16 protein-coding genes are annotated in these 16004 nt (G+C 71.2%); 5 read left to right on the plus strand and 11 right to left on the minus strand.

The features are described from left to right. Nucleotide 1 precedes the first annotated feature (1 nt). The 6 genes from AB0472_RS31730 to AB0472_RS31755 all read right to left on the minus strand — a co-directional run bounded on the left by AB0472_RS31730 (nucleotide 2) and on the right by AB0472_RS31755 (nucleotide 7019). Nucleotides 2–1609 (minus strand): glycoside hydrolase family 13 protein, encoded by a 1608-nt coding sequence (locus AB0472_RS31730; RefSeq protein WP_366361488.1) that lies wholly within the window; start codon nucleotides 1607–1609, stop codon nucleotides 2–4. A 31-nt stretch (nucleotides 1610–1640) separates the two neighbouring features. Next, complete coding sequence (locus AB0472_RS31735) at nucleotides 1641–2522, minus strand: carbohydrate ABC transporter permease (RefSeq protein ID WP_366361490.1); 882 nt, start codon at nucleotides 2520–2522, stop codon at nucleotides 1641–1643. After that, nucleotides 2519–3478: a sugar ABC transporter permease gene (locus AB0472_RS31740; RefSeq protein ID WP_366361492.1), complete on the minus strand. Its 960-nt coding sequence runs from the start codon at nucleotides 3476–3478 to the stop codon at nucleotides 2519–2521. Before AB0472_RS31740 ends, AB0472_RS31735 begins: the two co-directional genes overlap by 4 nt. Before the next feature lie 5 nt (nucleotides 3479–3483). Next, nucleotides 3484–4836: an extracellular solute-binding protein gene (locus tag AB0472_RS31745; protein WP_366361494.1), complete on the minus strand. Its 1353-nt coding sequence runs from the start codon at nucleotides 4834–4836 to the stop codon at nucleotides 3484–3486. A gap of 141 nt (nucleotides 4837–4977) precedes the next feature. Beyond that, entirely contained in the window at nucleotides 4978–5973 is a 996-nt protein-coding gene (locus tag AB0472_RS31750) for a LacI family DNA-binding transcriptional regulator (RefSeq protein WP_366361496.1), read from the minus strand. Nucleotides 5974–6116: 143 nt separating this feature from the next. Then, nucleotides 6117–7019, minus strand: a complete 903-nt coding sequence (locus tag AB0472_RS31755) for a LysR family transcriptional regulator (protein WP_366361498.1) — start codon at nucleotides 7017–7019, stop codon at nucleotides 6117–6119. Nucleotides 7020–7118: 99 nt separating this feature from the next. Here AB0472_RS31755 and AB0472_RS31760 point away from each other — a divergent pair, with 99 nt between their 5' ends. Then, nucleotides 7119–7862 carry an SDR family oxidoreductase gene (locus AB0472_RS31760; protein ID WP_366361500.1) on the plus strand — a complete coding sequence of 248 codons (744 nt, stop codon included), beginning with the start codon at nucleotides 7119–7121 and terminating at the stop codon, nucleotides 7860–7862. A gap of 17 nt (nucleotides 7863–7879) precedes the next feature. On the opposite strand, the gene AB0472_RS31765 is transcribed toward AB0472_RS31760, so the two are convergent. Genes AB0472_RS31765 through AB0472_RS31780 form a run of 4 tightly spaced genes read right to left on the minus strand, consistent with a single transcriptional unit; the run spans nucleotide 7880 to nucleotide 11871 of the window. Continuing rightward, complete coding sequence (locus tag AB0472_RS31765; RefSeq protein ID WP_366361619.1) at nucleotides 7880–8695, minus strand: ABC transporter permease; 816 nt, start codon at nucleotides 8693–8695, stop codon at nucleotides 7880–7882. A gap of 28 nt (nucleotides 8696–8723) precedes the next feature. After that, nucleotides 8724–9587, minus strand: a complete 864-nt coding sequence (locus AB0472_RS31770) for an ABC transporter permease (protein ID WP_366361502.1) — start codon at nucleotides 9585–9587, stop codon at nucleotides 8724–8726. Nucleotides 9588–9590: 3 nt separating this feature from the next. After that, nucleotides 9591–10784, minus strand: a complete 1194-nt coding sequence (locus tag AB0472_RS31775; RefSeq protein ID WP_366361504.1) for an ABC transporter substrate-binding protein — start codon at nucleotides 10782–10784, stop codon at nucleotides 9591–9593. Nucleotides 10785–10836: 52 nt separating this feature from the next. Further along, a complete protein-coding gene (locus AB0472_RS31780) occupies nucleotides 10837–11871 on the minus strand; it encodes an ABC transporter ATP-binding protein (RefSeq protein WP_366361506.1) in 1035 nt (344 codons plus the stop codon). Between the two features lie 123 nt (nucleotides 11872–11994). On the opposite strand from AB0472_RS31780, the gene AB0472_RS31785 reads away from it, so the two are divergent. After that, complete coding sequence (locus AB0472_RS31785; protein WP_366361508.1) at nucleotides 11995–12735, plus strand: GntR family transcriptional regulator; 741 nt, start codon at nucleotides 11995–11997, stop codon at nucleotides 12733–12735. Between the two features lie 38 nt (nucleotides 12736–12773). Then, entirely contained in the window at nucleotides 12774–13553 is a 780-nt protein-coding gene (locus tag AB0472_RS31790; protein ID WP_366361510.1) for a cache domain-containing protein, read from the plus strand. Between the two features lie 73 nt (nucleotides 13554–13626). Here AB0472_RS31790 and AB0472_RS31795 read toward each other — a convergent pair whose 3' ends face one another. After that, entirely contained in the window at nucleotides 13627–14295 is a 669-nt protein-coding gene (locus AB0472_RS31795) for a hypothetical protein (RefSeq protein WP_366361512.1), read from the minus strand. Between the two features lie 250 nt (nucleotides 14296–14545). Between AB0472_RS31795 and AB0472_RS31800 the strand changes: the two genes are divergently transcribed. Both AB0472_RS31800 and AB0472_RS31805 read left to right on the plus strand, forming a co-directional pair. Further along, nucleotides 14546–15202: a helix-turn-helix transcriptional regulator gene (locus AB0472_RS31800; protein WP_366361514.1), complete on the plus strand. Its 657-nt coding sequence runs from the start codon at nucleotides 14546–14548 to the stop codon at nucleotides 15200–15202. Between the two features lie 60 nt (nucleotides 15203–15262). Continuing rightward, entirely contained in the window at nucleotides 15263–15820 is a 558-nt protein-coding gene (locus tag AB0472_RS31805; protein WP_366361621.1) for a toxin-antitoxin system, toxin component, read from the plus strand. The last annotated feature ends 184 nt before the right edge of the window (nucleotides 15821–16004 follow it).

Raw genomic sequence — 16004 nt, forward strand, 5'->3', positions numbered from 1 at the left:
CTCAGTCCGTCAGCCAGGCCGCCGTGTCCTGCGGCAGCCGGCCCGCGTCGTCCAGTGGGCCGCTGCTGAGCAGGAGTTCGGAGTGGGCCGGGAGTTCGGCGGGGGTCGCGCCCAGGTTGACCACGCAGGTCACACCGTCGGCGCGGCTGAAGGCGAGGACACCCTCGGGGGCGGGCCGCCAGGTCAGCGGGCCGTCGCCGAAGCGCGGACGCAGGGCGACGGCGCGCCGGTACAGGGCGAGCATGGAGCCGGGGTCGTCCTGCTGCCGGTCGACCGCGTACGACGCCCAGCCGGCCGGCTGCGGCAGCCACGGCTCCGCCCCCGAGCCGAAGCCCGCGTGCGGCGCCCCCGCCGCCCAGGGCAGCGGCACCCGGCAGCCGTCCCGGCCGGGGTCGGTGCCGCCGGACCGGAAGTACATCGGGTCCTGGATGCGGTCGGCCGGGATGTCGGCCTCGGGCAGACCCAGTTCCTCGCCCTGGTAGATGTAGACCGCGCCGGGCAGGGCCAGGGAGAGCAGCGCGGCCGCGCGGGCCCTGCGCGTCCCCAGCTCCAGGTCGGTCGGGACGCCGAAGGCCTTGGCCGCGAAGTCGAAGGCGGTGTCCTCGCGGCCGTACCGGGTGGCCGTCCGGGTCACGTCGTGGTTGCACAGCACCCAGGTGGCGGGGGCGCCGACCGGGGCGTGCTCGGCGAGGGTGGTGTCGATCGAGGTGCGCAGCCGGGCCGCGTCCCAGGGGCAGGACAGGAAGGAGAAGTTGAAGGCGGTGTGGAGTTCGTCGGGGCGCAGGTAGCGGGCGAACCGTTCGGCGTCGGGGAGCCAGACCTCGCCGACGAAGACACCGCCGTAGGCGTCGGCGACCGCGCGCCAGGCACGGTAGACGTCGTGGAGCTCGTCGCGGTCGACGAAGGGGTGGGGGTGCGGGTGCGAGGCCAGGTCGGGCAGGTCCGGGTCCTTGGCGAGCAGCGCGGCCGAGTCGATGCGGACGCCCGCGACGCCCCGCTCGAACCAGAAGCGCAGGATGTCCTCGTGCTCCTGGTGGACCGCCGGATGCGCCCAGTTGAGGTCGGGCTGCTCCGGGGTGAAGAGGTGGAGGTACCACTCGCCGTCGGGCAGCCGGGTCCACACCGGTTCGGTGGAGCCGACGAACTGCGACGGCCAGTCGTTGGGCGGCAGGTCGCCGTCCGGGCCGCGGCCGGGGCGGAAGTGGAAGAGCTCGCGCTCCGGGCTGCCCGGTCCGGCGGCCAGCGCCGCCTGGAACCACGGGTGCCGGTCGGAGACGTGGTTGGGGACGATGTCGACGATCGTCCGGATGCCCAGCTCGCGCGCCTCCGCGATGAGTTTCTCGGCCTCGGCGAGGGTGCCGAACGCCGGGTCGATGGCCCGGTAGTCGGCGACGTCGTAGCCGCCGTCCTTCATGGGAGACGGATACCAGGGGCTGAACCACAGTGCGTCGACGCCGAGTTCGGCGAGGTACGGCAGCTTCGCGCGGACGCCCGCGAGGTCGCCGGTGCCGTCGCCGTCGCTGTCGGCGAAGCTGCGGACGTACACCTGGTAGATGACGGCCGAACGCCACCAGTCCTGGTCCTTCGGGGCATGGCTGGGCTGTCCCACTGGGCGAACCTTTCTGTCGGAGGAAGGGCCGTCAGCCCTTGGTGCTGCCCGCGCTGATGCCGGCGATGATGTGCCGCTGGAAGACGAGGAACAGCGCGACCATCGGGATGCTGGCGATCACCATCGCGGCGATGAGCACGGTGAGCTGGATGTTCTGCGAGAGCTGGACCAGGGCCACGCTGATGGGCTGCTTGTCCGTGTCGGAGAAGACCATCAGCGGCCACAGGAAGTCCTGCCAGACCGCCACCAGGGCGAAGATCGAGACGACCCCGAGGACCGGACGGGACATGGGCAGGACCACGGACCAGAGGATGCGCAGCTTTCCGGCGCCGTCGATCTCGGCGGCCTCCAGCACGTCGCGGGGCAGCTGGTCGAAGAACCGCTTGAGCAGGTAGAGGTTGAAGGCGTTGGCGACGGCCGGCAGCCAGATGCCGAGCGGGTCGTTCAGCAGGCTGGTGTGGATGAACGGCAGGTCGGCGGCGGTCAGGTACTTGGGTACGACCAGGGCCTGGGCCGGCACCATCAGGGTGGCCAGGATGCCGCCGAGGATCACCTTGCCGAAGGCCGGCTTCAGCTTCGACAGGGCGTAGGCGGCGGCCGTGCAGAACACCAGCTGGAAGGCCCAGGCGCCGGCGGCCTGCACCACCGTGTTCCACAGGTGCTCCGGGAGCTGCATCAGGTCCCAGGCGTCGGTGTAGCCGGACAGGTGCCAGTGCTTCGGGATGACGGAGGGCGGGGTCTGCGCGATCTCGTCCGGCGACTTCATCGCCCCGGTGACCATCCAGTACACGGGGAAGAGGAAGGCGAGCGCGAAGAGGACGACGACCGCCGTGAAGACCGTCCAGTAGGCCGCTCTCCCGCGCGGACGGGCCAGCGTCGCCGGGGAGATCAGGGTGCGGGTGGCGCTGCTCATCCGTCCTCCCCGGACCGGGTCAGCCGCAGGTACACGGCCGAGAAGATGCCGAGCAGCACCAGGAGCATCACGCTGAGCGCGCAGGCGCCGCCGAAGTCGTTGTAGAGGAAGGCGTACTTGTAGATCAGGTAGAGCACGGTGACCGTGGCGTTCTCCGGACCGCCGCCGGTGATGACGAACGGCTCGGTGAACACCTGCATGGTGGCGATGATCTGGAGGAGCATCAGCATGAGGATGACGAACCGGGTCTGCGGGATCGTCACGTGCCGCACACGCTGCAGGAGGTTCGCGCCGTCCAGTTCCGCGGCCTCGTAGAGCTCACCGGGGATGGACTGGAGGGCAGCCAGGTAGATCAGGACGGTGCCGCCCATGTTGGCCCAGGTGGCCACGATCACCAGGGAGACGAGCGCGGTTCCGGTGCCGTTGGTCCAGTTCGAGGTGGGCAGGTGCAGGAAGCGCAGCGTCTCGTTGGCGAGGCCGGCCCCGGGGTCGTAGAACCACTTCCACAGCAGGGCGCTGACCACCGGCGGGATCATCACCGGGAGGTAGACCACCACCCGGAAGAACGCCTTCGCGTGCCGCAGTTCGTTCAGGACCAGGGCGAGGACGAAGGGGATCGCGAAGCCGATCAGCAGGGCCAGCAGCGTGAAGGTCAGGGTGTTGCGCCAGGCCGCCGAGAACTCCGGGTCGTGCAGGACCCGGGTGAAGTTGGCGGTGCCGACCCACTCGGCGGACGAGCCCGGCGTGTACTTCTGGAAGGAGATCACCACGGCGCGGATCGCCGGGTACCAGGAGAACAGCGCGAAGCAGATCAGCCCGCCGAGCAGGAAGCCGTAGGCGCGGACCTGGTCGGTGATCCGGCGCCGCCCCCGGTCCCCTGCCGGGGGCGGCGCCGGGGTCTGTCGTACGGCGACCGCCGCCGTGGCGGCGGGTCGTCGTGCGGCCGTCTTGGTCATCGTGGTCAGCCTCGGGCCAGGATGCCGTTGATCTTGTCGTTGGCGTCCTTGAGGAGCTGGTCGATGTCGGCGTCCTTCTTGGTGAGGACAGCGGAGACGGTGCCGTCGAGGACGGAGTAGATCTGCTGGGCGTCCGGCGGCTCGATCTTCATCTGCAGGGACTGGTTGCCGTCCAGGAACGCCTGGTAGTTCTCCACCGGCACGTTGGCGTTCGCCTTCTTGACCGCCTGGTCCTTGGCATCGGCGGCGCCGGTGAACAGGCGCGGCTCGGGCAGGCCGACCGGCGCGTTGTTCTTCTTGGCGCGGGCGTAGTCGCCGAGGAAGCCGTCACCGGGGGTGAGGAACATGGAGTCGAGCCACTTCAGGCCGGCGCGGATCTGGGCGGGGGTGTCCTTCTTGTTGAACATGTAGCCGTCGCCGCCGATGAGCGTGCCCTTGCCGCCGGGCATCGGGCCGAGGGCGAGGTCCTTGTAGTTGCCGCCCTTCTCCTTCACCAGGATCGGGATGTTGTCCGGCGCGGAGAGGTACATGCCGAGCTTGCCCGAACCCATCATCTGCTGGACGTCGTTGATGATGAGGAGCTGCTTGCTGCCCATCGAGTTGTCGGTCCAGCGCATGTCGTGCAGGTTCTGCAGCACCGCGTGGCCCTCGGGGGTGTCGACGGTGGCCGACTTGCCGTCGGCCGACACCACGTCGCCGCCCTGCGAGTACATCTCCGCCGTGAAGTGCCAGCCGCCCTGGTTCTGCGCGCTGTAGTCGGCGTATCCGACCGTGCCGTTGCCGAGCGCGGCGATCTTCTTGGCGTCCGCGCGGACCTCGTCCCAGGTCGTCGGCGGCTGGTCGGGGTCGAGGCCGGCCTGCTGGAAGAGCTTGCGGTTGTAGATCAGGCCCATCGAGTAGCCGGTGCGCGGGATGCCGTAGACCTTGCCGTCGACGGTGTAGATGTCCCGCAGCTGCTTCTGGATGGTGTCGTAGCTCTTGAGTTCCTTGAGGTACGGCGTGAGGTCGGCCGCCTGGTTGATGTCGACGACGTGCTTGGCGTCGGTGAAGTACGTGTAGAACACGTCCTCCATCTGGCCGCCGGCGAGCTTGGCGTCGAAGGTCTTCGGGTCCTGGCAGGGGAACGCGTCGTGCGCGACGACGTCGATGTCCGGGTTCTTCTTCTCGAAGTCGGCGACGTCCTGGTCGAAGAACGACCGGTCGACCTTGGCGCTCTTCGGCGGCTCGCAGTTGACGGTGATGCGCGTCTTGCCGCTGCCCGCGTCGTCGTCGCTCGACCCGCAGGCCGTGGCCGAGAGCGCGAGCGAGGAACAGACGCCGAACGCGACGAGAGCACGGCGGAACCCGGTGCTGGACATCGGTGGACCCCCCAGAACAGGAGCAGTTGGGCGCCGCACCGGGATCGGTGGGCGCCGCACACTCAAGCACCGGCAGCACCGCCGCGCAAGATGTCACGCAGAATCTGTAATTATTCGACAGCAGATGGGATCTGTTGAGCCTCAGGCTTTCGGCGCTTGCGCGGTCGACCCCCTGACGACCAGCTCGGGCTCGAACAGCAGCTCCTCCGCCGGCACCACCGTCCCGCCGATCTGCGCGTTCAGGAGCTCGACGGCGGCCCTGCCCATGGCCTCGATGGGCTGCCGGACGGTGGTGAGCGGGGGCTCGGTGCAGTTCATGAACGCCGAGTCGTCGTAGCCGACCACCGAGACCCGGGAGGGCACCTCGTGCCCCTTGCGGCGGGCCGCGCGCACGGCGCCCAGGGCGAGCGGGTCGCTGGCGCAGATGATGCCGGTGACGCCCCGGTCGATGAGCCGGGACGCGGCCGCGTGGCCGCCCTCGATGGAGAAGATCGCCCGGGCCACGAACTCGTCCGGCACCTCCCCGATCGCCCGCGCGGCGGCCAGTTTCCGGGCCGAGGGGACGTGGTCGCCGGGGCCGAGGACCAGGCCGATGCGCTCGTGCCCCAGGGACGCGAGGTGCCGCCACGCCTGCTCCACCGCCACCGCGTCGTCGCAGGACACGCTCGGGAAGCCGAGATGCTCGATGGCCGCGTTGACCAGCACCACCGGGATGTTGCGGTCGGCGAGCAGCCGGTAGTGGTCGTGCGGTGCCTCCGCCTGGGCGTAGAGACCGCCGGCGAACACCACGCCGGAGACCTGCTGCTGCAGCAGCAGCTCCACGTAGTCCGCCTCGGAGACCCCGCCCTTGGTCTGGGTGCACAGCACGGGCGTGAGGCCGAGCTGGGCCAGGGCGCCGCCGATCACTTCGGCGAACGCCGGGAAGATGGGGTTCTGCAGCTCGGGCAGGACCAGACCGACGAGCCGGGCGCGCTCACCGCGCAGTTGGGTGGGGCGCTCGTACCCGAGCACGTCGAGGGCCGAGAGCACCGCCTGCCGGGTCGCCTCGGAGACCCCCGGCTTGCCGTTGAGCACCCGGCTGACCGTGGCCTCGCTGACCCCGACCTTCTTGGCTACTTCCGCAAGTCGTCGCGTCATGCACGCAAGGGTAGCGCAAGTTACGCAAGCTGTTTGCGTAAGGCGGTGGAGGCGGACCGCCCCGCATTCCGCAGCGGTCGCCCGGGGCACGAAGCGACCGGCCGACGACCGCCACGGAAATCATCCCGCAGCGGCAACGGGCGTCAGCCGACCGGCAGTCCGCTGCTCTCCCGCCGGGAGGCAGTGCCGAGCAGAGCGCGCGCGACGCCCTCGAGCGGTCCGAGCAGCGGGTTGGGGTCGCCGGCGCGCGTGACGAGGACGACCTCGCAGGGATCCATGTCGACGACCGGCACCACGACGATGTCCTCGCGCACAGCGGCGCGTCGATCACCGGCCGGGAAGATCGCGACGCAGTGACCGGTGGCGACGAGTTCCAGCTTGTCCTCGAAGCTGTCGTCGATCGTCGGCGGGGGCGGTGCCGGGCGGTCGCCGACCGGCCTGGGCGTGCTCCAGACAACCGGAGTGCTGACGCAGGCCACCAGTTCCTCGGCCGACAGCGACCCCGGGCTGACGGCCTTCTCCTGCGCCAGACGATGTCCGGCCGACGTGACGAGGACCCGTGACTCGTCATGGAGCTTCGTCACCCGGAAGCCGTCCGTGGCGAAGGGCAGCGGCCGGTAGGCGACGAGGGCGTCGACCCGCCCCTCGGCGAGGGCGCGCGTGTCCCGCCAGTCGAGGTGCCGGGTCAGGACCCGGTCGTCAGGGTGCCGGCGGCGCAACTCCTGCACACAGGCGGTGATGACCAGCCCTTCGGCGTAGCCGATGGTGAGCGTGCGGGGCCGGCCGGCCGCCCTGGCCGCGCGCGCGGCTCGCTCGGCCTCCTGGAGCAGGATCCGGGCCCTGGGCAGGAAAGCCTGACCGGCCTCGGTGAGGCTGCTGCCCTGCGGCGAACGGTCGAAGAGCCGGACACCGAGCTGAGCCTCCAGCCGCTGGATCTGACGGCTCAGCGACGGCTGCGCCAGGTGCAGTCCGGCGGCGGCCCGGCCGAAGTTGCCGTGCTCCGCCACGACCGTGAAATAGCGCACGAGCCGCAGATCGACGTCCATTCGCCCAGGGTACGTCGCGGGTCGCCATACGCCTGGGACATGACGGCATACGGAACAGGTCTTGGACGGGGAGTGCGGGCGGGTATTTGGCTTGGGGGCATGACCACTTACGACGGCAAGAAGATCGTGATCACGGGTGGAAGCAGCGGTATCGGCCTCACCACGGCCCGGCTGTTCGCGGACGGTGGCGCGCGCGTACTGATCACCGGCCGCACCCGGTCCACCCTGGACGCCGCGCTGGAGCAGTTGGGGGACAAGGCGGTCGCCGTCCGCAGCGACGCCGCCAACCTGAAGGACGTCGCGGCGCTGGCCGACACGGTCGGGGAGCACCTCGGCGCCGTGGACGCGCTGTTCGTCAACGCGGGTGTCACCGCGTCCGCACCGTTCGACTCGACCACGGAGGAGATGTACGACGCGGTGTTCGGCATCAACACCAAGGGCCCCTACTTCACCGTGCAGGCGCTGGCACCGCTGCTGCGCGAGGGAAGCGGCGTGGTCCTCACCACGTCGGTGGTGAACGTCCTGGGCCTCGACGCGCTCAGTGTCTACTCGGCGAGCAAGGCAGCCCTGCGGTCGATGACGCGCACCCTGGCCCGCGAGCTGCTGCCGCGCGGGATACGCGTCAACGCCGTCAGCCCCGGCCCGATCGACAGCGGCATCCTGGACCGCTCCCTGCCCGCCGACGTCGTCGAGACGATGAAGGACACCTACCGGAGCACCAACCCCATGCAGCGGCTGGGAGTGTCCGAGGAAGTGGCCGCCGCGGTGGCGTACCTGGCGTTCGGTGCGACCTTCTCGACGGGAGCGGAGTTCCCTGTCGACGGAGGGGCTTCGCAACTCTAGGCACGGGCTCGCCGGTCTCAGACGCGGCTGCCGGTCGCCGTGTCCGCCGAAAGCCGTTGCGCGACGTAGATCGGGACGACGGACAGCAGGACGAGCACGGCGGCCACCACGTTCACCACCGGCGCCTGCTGCGGGCGGGTCATGTTGTCGAAGATCCACAGGGGCAGGGTCTGGACGCCCGGCCCGGCGGTGAAGGTGGTGACCACGATCTCGTCGAAGGACAGCGCGAAGGCGAGCAGCGCGCCGGCGAGCAGTGCCGAACGCACCAGCGGGAAGGTGACGTCGACGAAGGCGCGGAAGGTGTCGGCGCCCAGGTCGGCCGCCGCCTCCTCGTAGCTGCCGGAGGTGCGGCGCAGCCGGGCGACGACGTTGTTGAAGACGATCACCACGCAGAACGTGGCGTGCCCGACCACCACGGTGAACAGGCCGAGTCCGACGCCGAGCGGCTCAAGGACCGTGCTGAACGCCGAGTTGAGGGCGATGCCGGTGACGATGCCGGGCAGCGCGATCGGCAGCACGACCACGAAGGACAGCGCGCCCCGGCCGAAGAAGCGGTACCGGGCGACCGCGAAGGCGATCAGCGTGCCGAGCACCAGGGCGATCCCGGTGGCGCCGAGCCCGGCCTTCACCGAGGTCCACAACGCCTCGCGGGCGCCGGAGCTGCGCCAGGCGGCCGACCACCAGCGGGTGGTCAGGCCGGGCGGGGGCCAGTCGGCGCTGCGGTCGGGGTTGAGGGAGTTGACGAGGACCAGCAGCAACGGCACGTAGATCACGGCGAAGCTGAGGGCGGCGGCGAGGCGGACCGCGATCCGCGCGGGCCGGGAGAGTGTCATGTGTGACATGTGACATAGCACCCTGTCGTCAGAGGCTGCTCAACGCCCCCGTCCGCCGCATCGCCAGCAGGTACAGCACGATGACGACGACCGGGACGGTGGCGAGCGCGGCGGCCATGGGCAGGTTGAGTTCGATGTTGGCGTAGACGAGGTTGCCGATGAGCTGGGTCTTGCCGCCGACGATCTGCACGGTGATGTAGTCGCCGAGGCTGAGCGAGAAGGTGAAGACGGATCCGGCGGCGACGGACGGCAGCACCATCGGCAGGACCACCGACCGGAGGGTCCGCCCCGCGCGGGCGCCCAGGTCGGCGGACGCGTCGAGGAGGTTGTCGGGCAGGTGCTCCAGCGCCGTGTGGATCGGCAGGATCATGTACGGCAGCCACAGGTAGGTCAGGGTGAGCACGGTCGCCGGCAGTCCGAACCCCGGCCCGCTCAGTCCGAGGGGCTTGAGCAGCCAGTCGGCGAGCCCGCCCTCGGACAGGATCAGCCGCCACGCGTACACCTTGACCAGGTAACTCGCCCACAGCGGCGTGAGGATGGCGACCACGAGCAGCGGGCGTCGGCTCGGCCTGGCGACGCGGGCGGTGTAGAAGGCGACCGGGAAGGCGAGCACCGCACACAGGGCGGTCACCGCGAGGGCGACGCCGACGCTGCGCAGGATCACCTGCCGGTAGACGGGCGTGGTGAACAGCTCGTGGAAGTTGTCGGCCGACCAGACCTTGACGACCTCGGAGGTGAAGGAGTCCGTGGTCCAGAACGCGGAGACGAACAGCACGGCCAGCGAGCCGAGGTAGAGCACGGCCAGCCACAGCAGCGGGGCGGTCAGCAGCAGGGCGAGGCGGAGCCGGGGGCGCCGGTGCAGCGCCCCCGCGGTCCGGGTGAGCAGGGCCATGGGTCAGCCCTTGATCTCGGTCCAGGCCTGCACCCACTTGGCGTAGGGCACGCACTTGACGTCGGTACGGCCGTCCAGGCACTGCTCGATGGGCGTGTTCCAGAAGGCGATGTTCTTCCAGTAGCTCTCGTCGGCGGCGTGGTAGGTGGTGCAGAAGTTCTTGTCGCTGGTCAGGGCGCAGGCCTTGGCGTTGGAGGGGGCCTCGCCGAAGTACTCGGCGACCTCGGCGTTGACCTTCGGGGAGACGATCCAGTTCAGCCACTGGTAGGCGCAGTTGGGGTGCTTGGCCTTGGCGGAGACCATCCAGGTGTCGGACCAGCCGGTGGAGCCCTCCTTGGGCACGAAGGCCTTCACCTTGGCGCCCTCGCCGGCGGCCAGGTTGGCGATCACCTGCCAGCTGGTGCCGATGACGGAGTCGCCGCTCTTGAAGGCGGAGATCTCCTTGAGGTAGTCGCTCCAGTACTCGCCGATGTCCGCGTTCTGCTGCTTGAGCAGGGCGACGGCCGCGTCGAACTGCTTCTGGTCGAGCGCGTAGGGGTCCTTGATCTTCAACTCGGGCTTGGTGGCCTTGAGGTACAGGGCCGCGTCGGCGATGTAGATCGGCGAGTCGTAGGCGGTGACGTGGCCCTTGTACTTCCCGGCGTCGTCGAAGACGGCGGACCAGGAGGTGGGCGCGGGGCTGACCTTCTGGGTGTTGTACATCAGCAGGTTGGCGCCGCGGCCGTGCGGGATGCCGTACATCTGGCCCTTGACCGAGTTCCAGGCGCCGTTCTTCAGGCCGCTGAAGATGTCCTTGTAGTTCGGTACGAGCTTGGTGTTGACGGGGGCGGCGTCGCCGGAGGCGATCAGGCGCAGGGAGGCGTCGCCGGAGGCGGAGACCGCGTCGTACTGGCCGGTCTTCATCAGCTTGACCATCTCGTCGGAGCTGGCGGCGACCTTGGAGTTGACCTGGCAGCCGGTCTGCTTCTCGAAGTCGGTGACCCAGTCCACCTTGGGGTCGTCCGAGCCGTCCTCGACATAGCCGGCCCAGGCGATCAGGTTCACCTGGCCCTCGGACTTGCCCAGCGCGGCCAGGGGTTTGAGGTCGGGCGGGTTGAGGCCGGTCGAGGAGCCGGAGCCGGAGGAGCCGCAGGCGGTGGCGGCCAGCAGCAGCGCGGCGACGGCGGCGGCCGCGGTGAGGGGACGGGGGAGGCGCACGGCGTACTCCAGACGTGAGGGACGGCGGATCCGGACGTGAGGGGACGGCGGGTCAGTCGGGGACGTGGACGGTGTGCCGGCGCTGCCAGCGCAGCCGGACGCGGGTGCCGCGGTAGGCGGTGACGTCCTCGGCGGAGGTGTCGAGGTTCTGCTGGAGCGCGGTGAGCCGGCCGCCGCCGTCCAGGTCGACCAGGAAGCGGGTGGCGTCGCCGAGGTAGACCACCTCGGCGACGGTGCCGAGGGCGGTGACGTGCCCTTCCGGGTCCGGGTCGGCGGTGGTTCCGTCGAGGATCCGGATCTTCTCCGGGCGGACGCTGTGGGTGCCGTGCTCGCCGAGCACGCGCAGGGCGGTCTCGCCGGTGAGCAGGTTGGAGGTGCCGACGAAGGAGGCGACGAACGCGGTCTCGGGGCGTTCGTAGATCTCGGCGGGGGTGCCGACCTGTTCGATGCGGCCCTGGTGGAAGACGGCGACGCGGTCGCTCATCGTCAGGGCCTCCTCCTGGTCGTGGGTGACGAAGACGAAGGTGATGCCGACCTCGCGTTGCAGGGCCTTGAGTTCGATCTGCATCTGCTCACGCAGCTTGAGGTCGAGGGCGCCGAGGGGTTCGTCGAGGAGCAGGACGCGGGGGCGGCCGACGAGGGCGCGGGCGAGGGCGACGCGCTGGCGCTGGCCGCCGGAGAGCTGGGAGGGGCGGCGGGTGCCGTAGCCGTCGAGGCGGACCTCGGTGAGGGCCTTGCGGGCGCGGACCAGGCGTTCGGCCTTGGGGATGCCACGGACCCTGAGGGAGTAGGCGACGTTCTGCTCGACGTTCATGTGCGGGAACAGGGCGTAGTCCTGGAAGACGGTGTGCACGTCGCGTTCGAAGGGGGCGCGGCGGGTGACGTCCTGCCCGGCGAGTTCGATCGTGCCCGAGGTGGGGGTCTCGAAGCCGGCGATCAGGCGCAGCACGGTGGTCTTGCCGGAGCCGGAGGGGCCGAGCATCGAGAAGAACTCGCCGTCCCGGATCTCCAGGTCGACCCCGGCGACGGCGCTGGTCTCGCCGAACGACTTCCGCAGATCCCGCAACCGGATCGCGCTGGCCTCCATGGGCGGGAACCTCTCTGCCGTGCTCGTGCGTTGCACCTGGTGACCGGAAAGATATGAAGTCATAGTTCACAGCTCAAGACCCTTCCGAGGTAAAGGTTGGGTCAACGCATAGGGTGGTGGGCCGTGAGACAGCACCAGATGGCGGGCGGCGCCCGAAAAGCCGTCTTCGCTCCCGTGGACAGCGGGGCCCGGGTCGACGCCGTGGTCCGCCGGATCGGCGACGCCATCGAGCTAGGCCTCCTCTCCGACGGGGAACAGCTGCCCGGCGAGACCGAGCTGGCCGGACAGCTCGGGGTGTCCACGGTGACCTTGCGGGAGGCGCTGATGGCACTGCGCCAGCAGGGCCTGGTGGTCACCCGCCGCGGCCGGGGCGGCGGCAGCTTCGTGGCCTCCCCCGAGGTGCCCGACCGGGAGCGGCTCATGGCGCGGCTGCGCGGCTGGAGCCCCGAGGAGCTGCGCGACCTCGGCGACCACTGGGCGGCCCTGTCGGGCACCGCGGCCGACCTCGCCGCGCAGCGCACCGAGGACCACGACCTCGACCAGCTGCGCCGGTCCACCGAGGAGTTGCGCGGGGCGCCGGACGCGGCGGCGCGCAGCCGGGTGTACGGCCGCTTCCACGTGGAGCTGGCCGCCGCCGCCCAGTCGGCCCGGCTCACCCGCGAACAGGTCGCGCTGCAGACGGAGATCGGGGCGCTGCTCTGCCTTGTGCTCGGGGACGACGAATATCGTGAAGAGGTGGCGGACCGTCACCGGTCCGTGATCTCGGCCGTGCAGGATGGGGCGCACACATCGGCCAGGGAGCTGGCCGAGCGGTGCGTACGGGACTCGACGGCACGGCTGATCGCCCTGCGGCTGGCCCTGTAGCCGCGTCGCGCCCGCTCCCCCGTCCGCCGGAGGGCACCATGAGCCGCTCCACCGTCCCCTTCGGTCCGGCGGCGGCCACGCTCGATGCCGCCGAGGAGTACGTGGCCGCTCGGGTCGGCCATGCCCTGGAGGCGGTGTTCGACGCGGTCGCGGCCACTCGCGCCGACACGGCCGCGCTGCTGGCCCGGGTGGCCGCCGAGGGCCGCCGGCCGGTCACCGCCGACCTTGCCGCGCTCCGCCCCGGACTCCATCTGCGGCTGGCCCGGCAGGAGTTGGTCTCCGGTGTCGGGTTCGTGGCCGCGCCCGGGGTGCTGGCCGACGTCCCGGCGTGGCTGGAGTGGTGGCAGAGCGACGCCTCCGGGGACGTGCGGCCGCTCCTGCTCGACCTGGACCCGCGCACCTCGGCCTACTCCGACTACACGCACTGGGACTGGTTCGCGCTGCCCCGGGAGACCGGGCGGCGGGCGGTGGCCGGGCCGTACGTCGACTACCTCTGTTCGGACGAGTACAGCCTCACGCTGTCCGCGCCGGTGCAGGTGGGCGACCGGTTCCTCGGCGTGGCCGCGGCCGACGTGTACCTGCGGCACTTCGAGACCGCCGCGCTGCCCCTGCTGCGCGAGCTGCCCGGACCCGCGCGGCTGGTCAACGCCCGCGGCCGGGTGGCGGCTTCGGCGGACCCGGCCCGGCTGGCCGGTTCGCTGGACAGGGGGCCGGACTTCGCGGCGGTCCTGGAGAGCGGGCGGCCGGGCACCTCCGGCGGGCTGCGGCTGGTGCCGTGCCGGGGCGTGCCGCTGGTCCTGGTGGTGGCGGGCGGATGAGCCGGAGTCGGGGCGGGAGCCGGCCGGCGTCCGGCCCGGCGCCGTCGGCGACCTGAACGCCGACGGTGCCGGGTCAGCCTTCGGGGGCCGGGACGACGGTGAGATGGGCGCCCAGCCCGCCGGGCCGCCGGGAGCGGCGCGGGGCGGCGGGGCGGGGGCCGGCGCGCAGCACCAGGGTGTAACGCGCGTAGCCCATGTCGTTGAGGGTCTTGGGGGTCTCGCCGACGACCCGGCACTCGGTGGCGCCCAGCAGCGGGTCCGGGTGCAGCAGCTGCCGGACGGCTCCGTCGAGCTGTGCGCCGTCCTCGCCGACCGCGCGCAGCCAGTGCGGCAGTCCCTGCCGGAAGGCGGCCTCCATGATGGGGTCCTGGGCGATCTCCCGGCGGATCGCCTGGAGTTCGTGGTCGTGGCCGTAGCGCTCCAGGACGGTCTTGAACTGCGCCAGCAGCGGCAGGCACCAGCCCGCCTCGTGGGCGCCGAGAATCGTTCCGGCATCCGGGTGGAACAGGACGAAACGCAGGAAGTTGTCGCCGGGCATCGCGGTGGGATGCGGGGCGACCGCCCCGAAAAGTGTCTCGAACGCGCCGTTGGCCAGCACCACGTCCCAGCGGTGGTCCACCACCAGCGACGGGAAGGGGACGGCGTCCAGCAGCAGTGCGTAGTCCTGGAGGTACGCCTGGGCCTCAAGGCTTTCGGGGACGGGCCGCGGCGCCGGCCGCCGCCCACCTGCCTGATATGCCATCGGGAGGTCACCCCTCTTGCCTATGCGGCCTTCTCGCGGCGATGTGATCCTGCTGCCCCACCCTGAGTCATGTCAACTATCGTGGCATTTCATGCTCGTTGACGTCCGAAATTGGCCACAGTTGTGGCGAGACCTGGATGTGAGTTCGAACGACCCGCTAATCTCCGGGGGGTCGTGCGGGTGCCGGGACGTTCACGGCGCAGCTTGTGAGAAGCCCCTGATTCCCCTGAGAGACGTAGGAGTTCTGTCGGTGACGGATGGCTACGAGGATCCGGGCGCCACGGCGACCGCCCAGCTGCCGGCCGCCGTCTCCCGCGTCACCGCGCTCGCCGACCGGCTCGGTGTCCCGCACGCCGAGGTCCTCCACGTCGGACGGCTCTCCCACGCCTGCGGTGTCCCCGAGCCCGTGGTGCGGGCCCTGCTGACCGGCCGCCCGGCGGGCGAGCCCGACGTCCAGGCCCGCTTCCTGCAACGACTGGACCTGCTGCGCCGCAGCCGGCTCAAGCCGAACGGCCGCAAGCACACCCAGCAGGAGATCGCCGACGGCGCGGGCATGTCCCGGCAGCAGGCGGGCGCCCTCATCAACGGTGACCGGCGGCCGACCATGGAGCACTGCGACGCCCTGCAGCGCTTCTTCCGCGTGCACGCGGGATTCCTCACGGCCGAGGACCCCGAGGCCCTCGCCGGCGCCCTGCAGCGGGTCGAGCAGGAGCTGCTGCAGAAGCTGGCCGACCGGGAGCGGGCCGCGGCCGAGGCCGCCGAGGACCCGCTGGAGCGGCTGCTGCAGGACCATGGGGTGCGCGGCATCGCCTGGCGGGCCGCCCAGCTCCCCACCGACCAGCACCGGGACAAGGTCGCGGAGTGGCTGGACATGCTCCTGGAGAGCGTCAAACGGCCCGAGTCGTGAGCCGTCAGTCGTGAGCGGTCAGTCGTGACCCGAGGGAGGAAAGTGGGCATCGGCAGGGACATGCGCCGGCTGAGCGGCGAGCTGGTCGGGGGACTCACCCTGGCCACGCCCGCGCCGCCGCAGGAGCTGTACCGGGCGCTGTGCGACGCGCTGGGCCGCCGCCGCGGCCGCCCCGTCCAGTTCCGTACGGCCGTCTTCCCGCCCGGCACGGCCAGCGGGCTGTGGCTGGACCTGGCCGACCGCGACCTGGTCGTCGTCGAGGAACGCACCGTTCCCGACCACCAGTTGGTGATCCTCGGTCACGAGCTGTGGCACATGCACGCCGAGCACTGCGGCCATGACGTGGCGGGGGTCGGGGTGGCCGCGCGGCTACTCGGCGCCGCCACCGGCACCGGCACGGGCGCCGACGCGGACCAGGCCGCGCTCCAGGCGGCCGTCCAGCGGGTGGCCGCCCGCACCCGCTTCGACCGCGCCGAGGAACGGGACGCGGAGACCTTCGGGCTGCTGCTGGCCAGCAAGTGCCGCACCTGGCTCGCCGGGTCGGCGCTGCGCGGGCCGGTGCGGCGGCACGACGTGGCGGGCCGCATCGAGGCGTCGCTGGGCTACCTGGGGAAGTGAGCCACCCCCGGGGGCAAAACCATGTCCGGACGCCCGGGTCGGGTGCCGGGCACGGCCGGTCGCCGTCCCGCCGTTCCGTCACGGCGGCGGGGATGCCAGGGCCACGACCGGCGCTGCGCGGACTCAGGTGGCGCTGAACCGGCGCTGCGCGGACTCAGGTGACGCTGCGACCGGCGCGGTGCGG

It is taken from the genome of Streptomyces sp. NPDC086777 (assembly GCF_040702065.1).
GTDB lineage: Bacteria > Actinomycetota > Actinomycetes > Streptomycetales > Streptomycetaceae > Streptomyces.

Bases quoted from the DNA above. Each gene is read 5' to 3' on its own strand.
- AB0472_RS31735 (WP_366361490.1), bottom strand. From the start codon at position 2,522: ATGAGCAGCGCCACCCGCACCCTGATCTCCCCGGCGACGCTGGCCCGT.
- AB0472_RS31740 (WP_366361492.1), bottom strand. From the start codon at position 3,478: ATGACCAAGACGGCCGCACGACGACCCGCCGCCACGGCGGCGGTCGCC.
- AB0472_RS31745 (WP_366361494.1), bottom strand. From the start codon at position 4,836: ATGTCCAGCACCGGGTTCCGCCGTGCTCTCGTCGCGTTCGGCGTCTGT.
- AB0472_RS31750 (WP_366361496.1), bottom strand. From the start codon at position 5,973: ATGACGCGACGACTTGCGGAAGTAGCCAAGAAGGTCGGGGTCAGCGAG.
- AB0472_RS31755 (WP_366361498.1), bottom strand. From the start codon at position 7,019: ATGGACGTCGATCTGCGGCTCGTGCGCTATTTCACGGTCGTGGCGGAG.
- AB0472_RS31760 (WP_366361500.1), top strand. From the start codon at position 7,119: ATGACCACTTACGACGGCAAGAAGATCGTGATCACGGGTGGAAGCAGC.
- AB0472_RS31765 (WP_366361619.1), bottom strand. From the start codon at position 8,695: ATGACACTCTCCCGGCCCGCGCGGATCGCGGTCCGCCTCGCCGCCGCC.
- AB0472_RS31770 (WP_366361502.1), bottom strand. From the start codon at position 9,587: ATGGCCCTGCTCACCCGGACCGCGGGGGCGCTGCACCGGCGCCCCCGG.
- AB0472_RS31780 (WP_366361506.1), bottom strand. From the start codon at position 11,871: ATGGAGGCCAGCGCGATCCGGTTGCGGGATCTGCGGAAGTCGTTCGGC.
- AB0472_RS31790 (WP_366361510.1), top strand. From the start codon at position 12,774: ATGAGCCGCTCCACCGTCCCCTTCGGTCCGGCGGCGGCCACGCTCGAT.
- AB0472_RS31795 (WP_366361512.1), bottom strand. From the start codon at position 14,295: ATGGCATATCAGGCAGGTGGGCGGCGGCCGGCGCCGCGGCCCGTCCCC.
- AB0472_RS31805 (WP_366361621.1), top strand. From the start codon at position 15,263: ATGCGCCGGCTGAGCGGCGAGCTGGTCGGGGGACTCACCCTGGCCACG.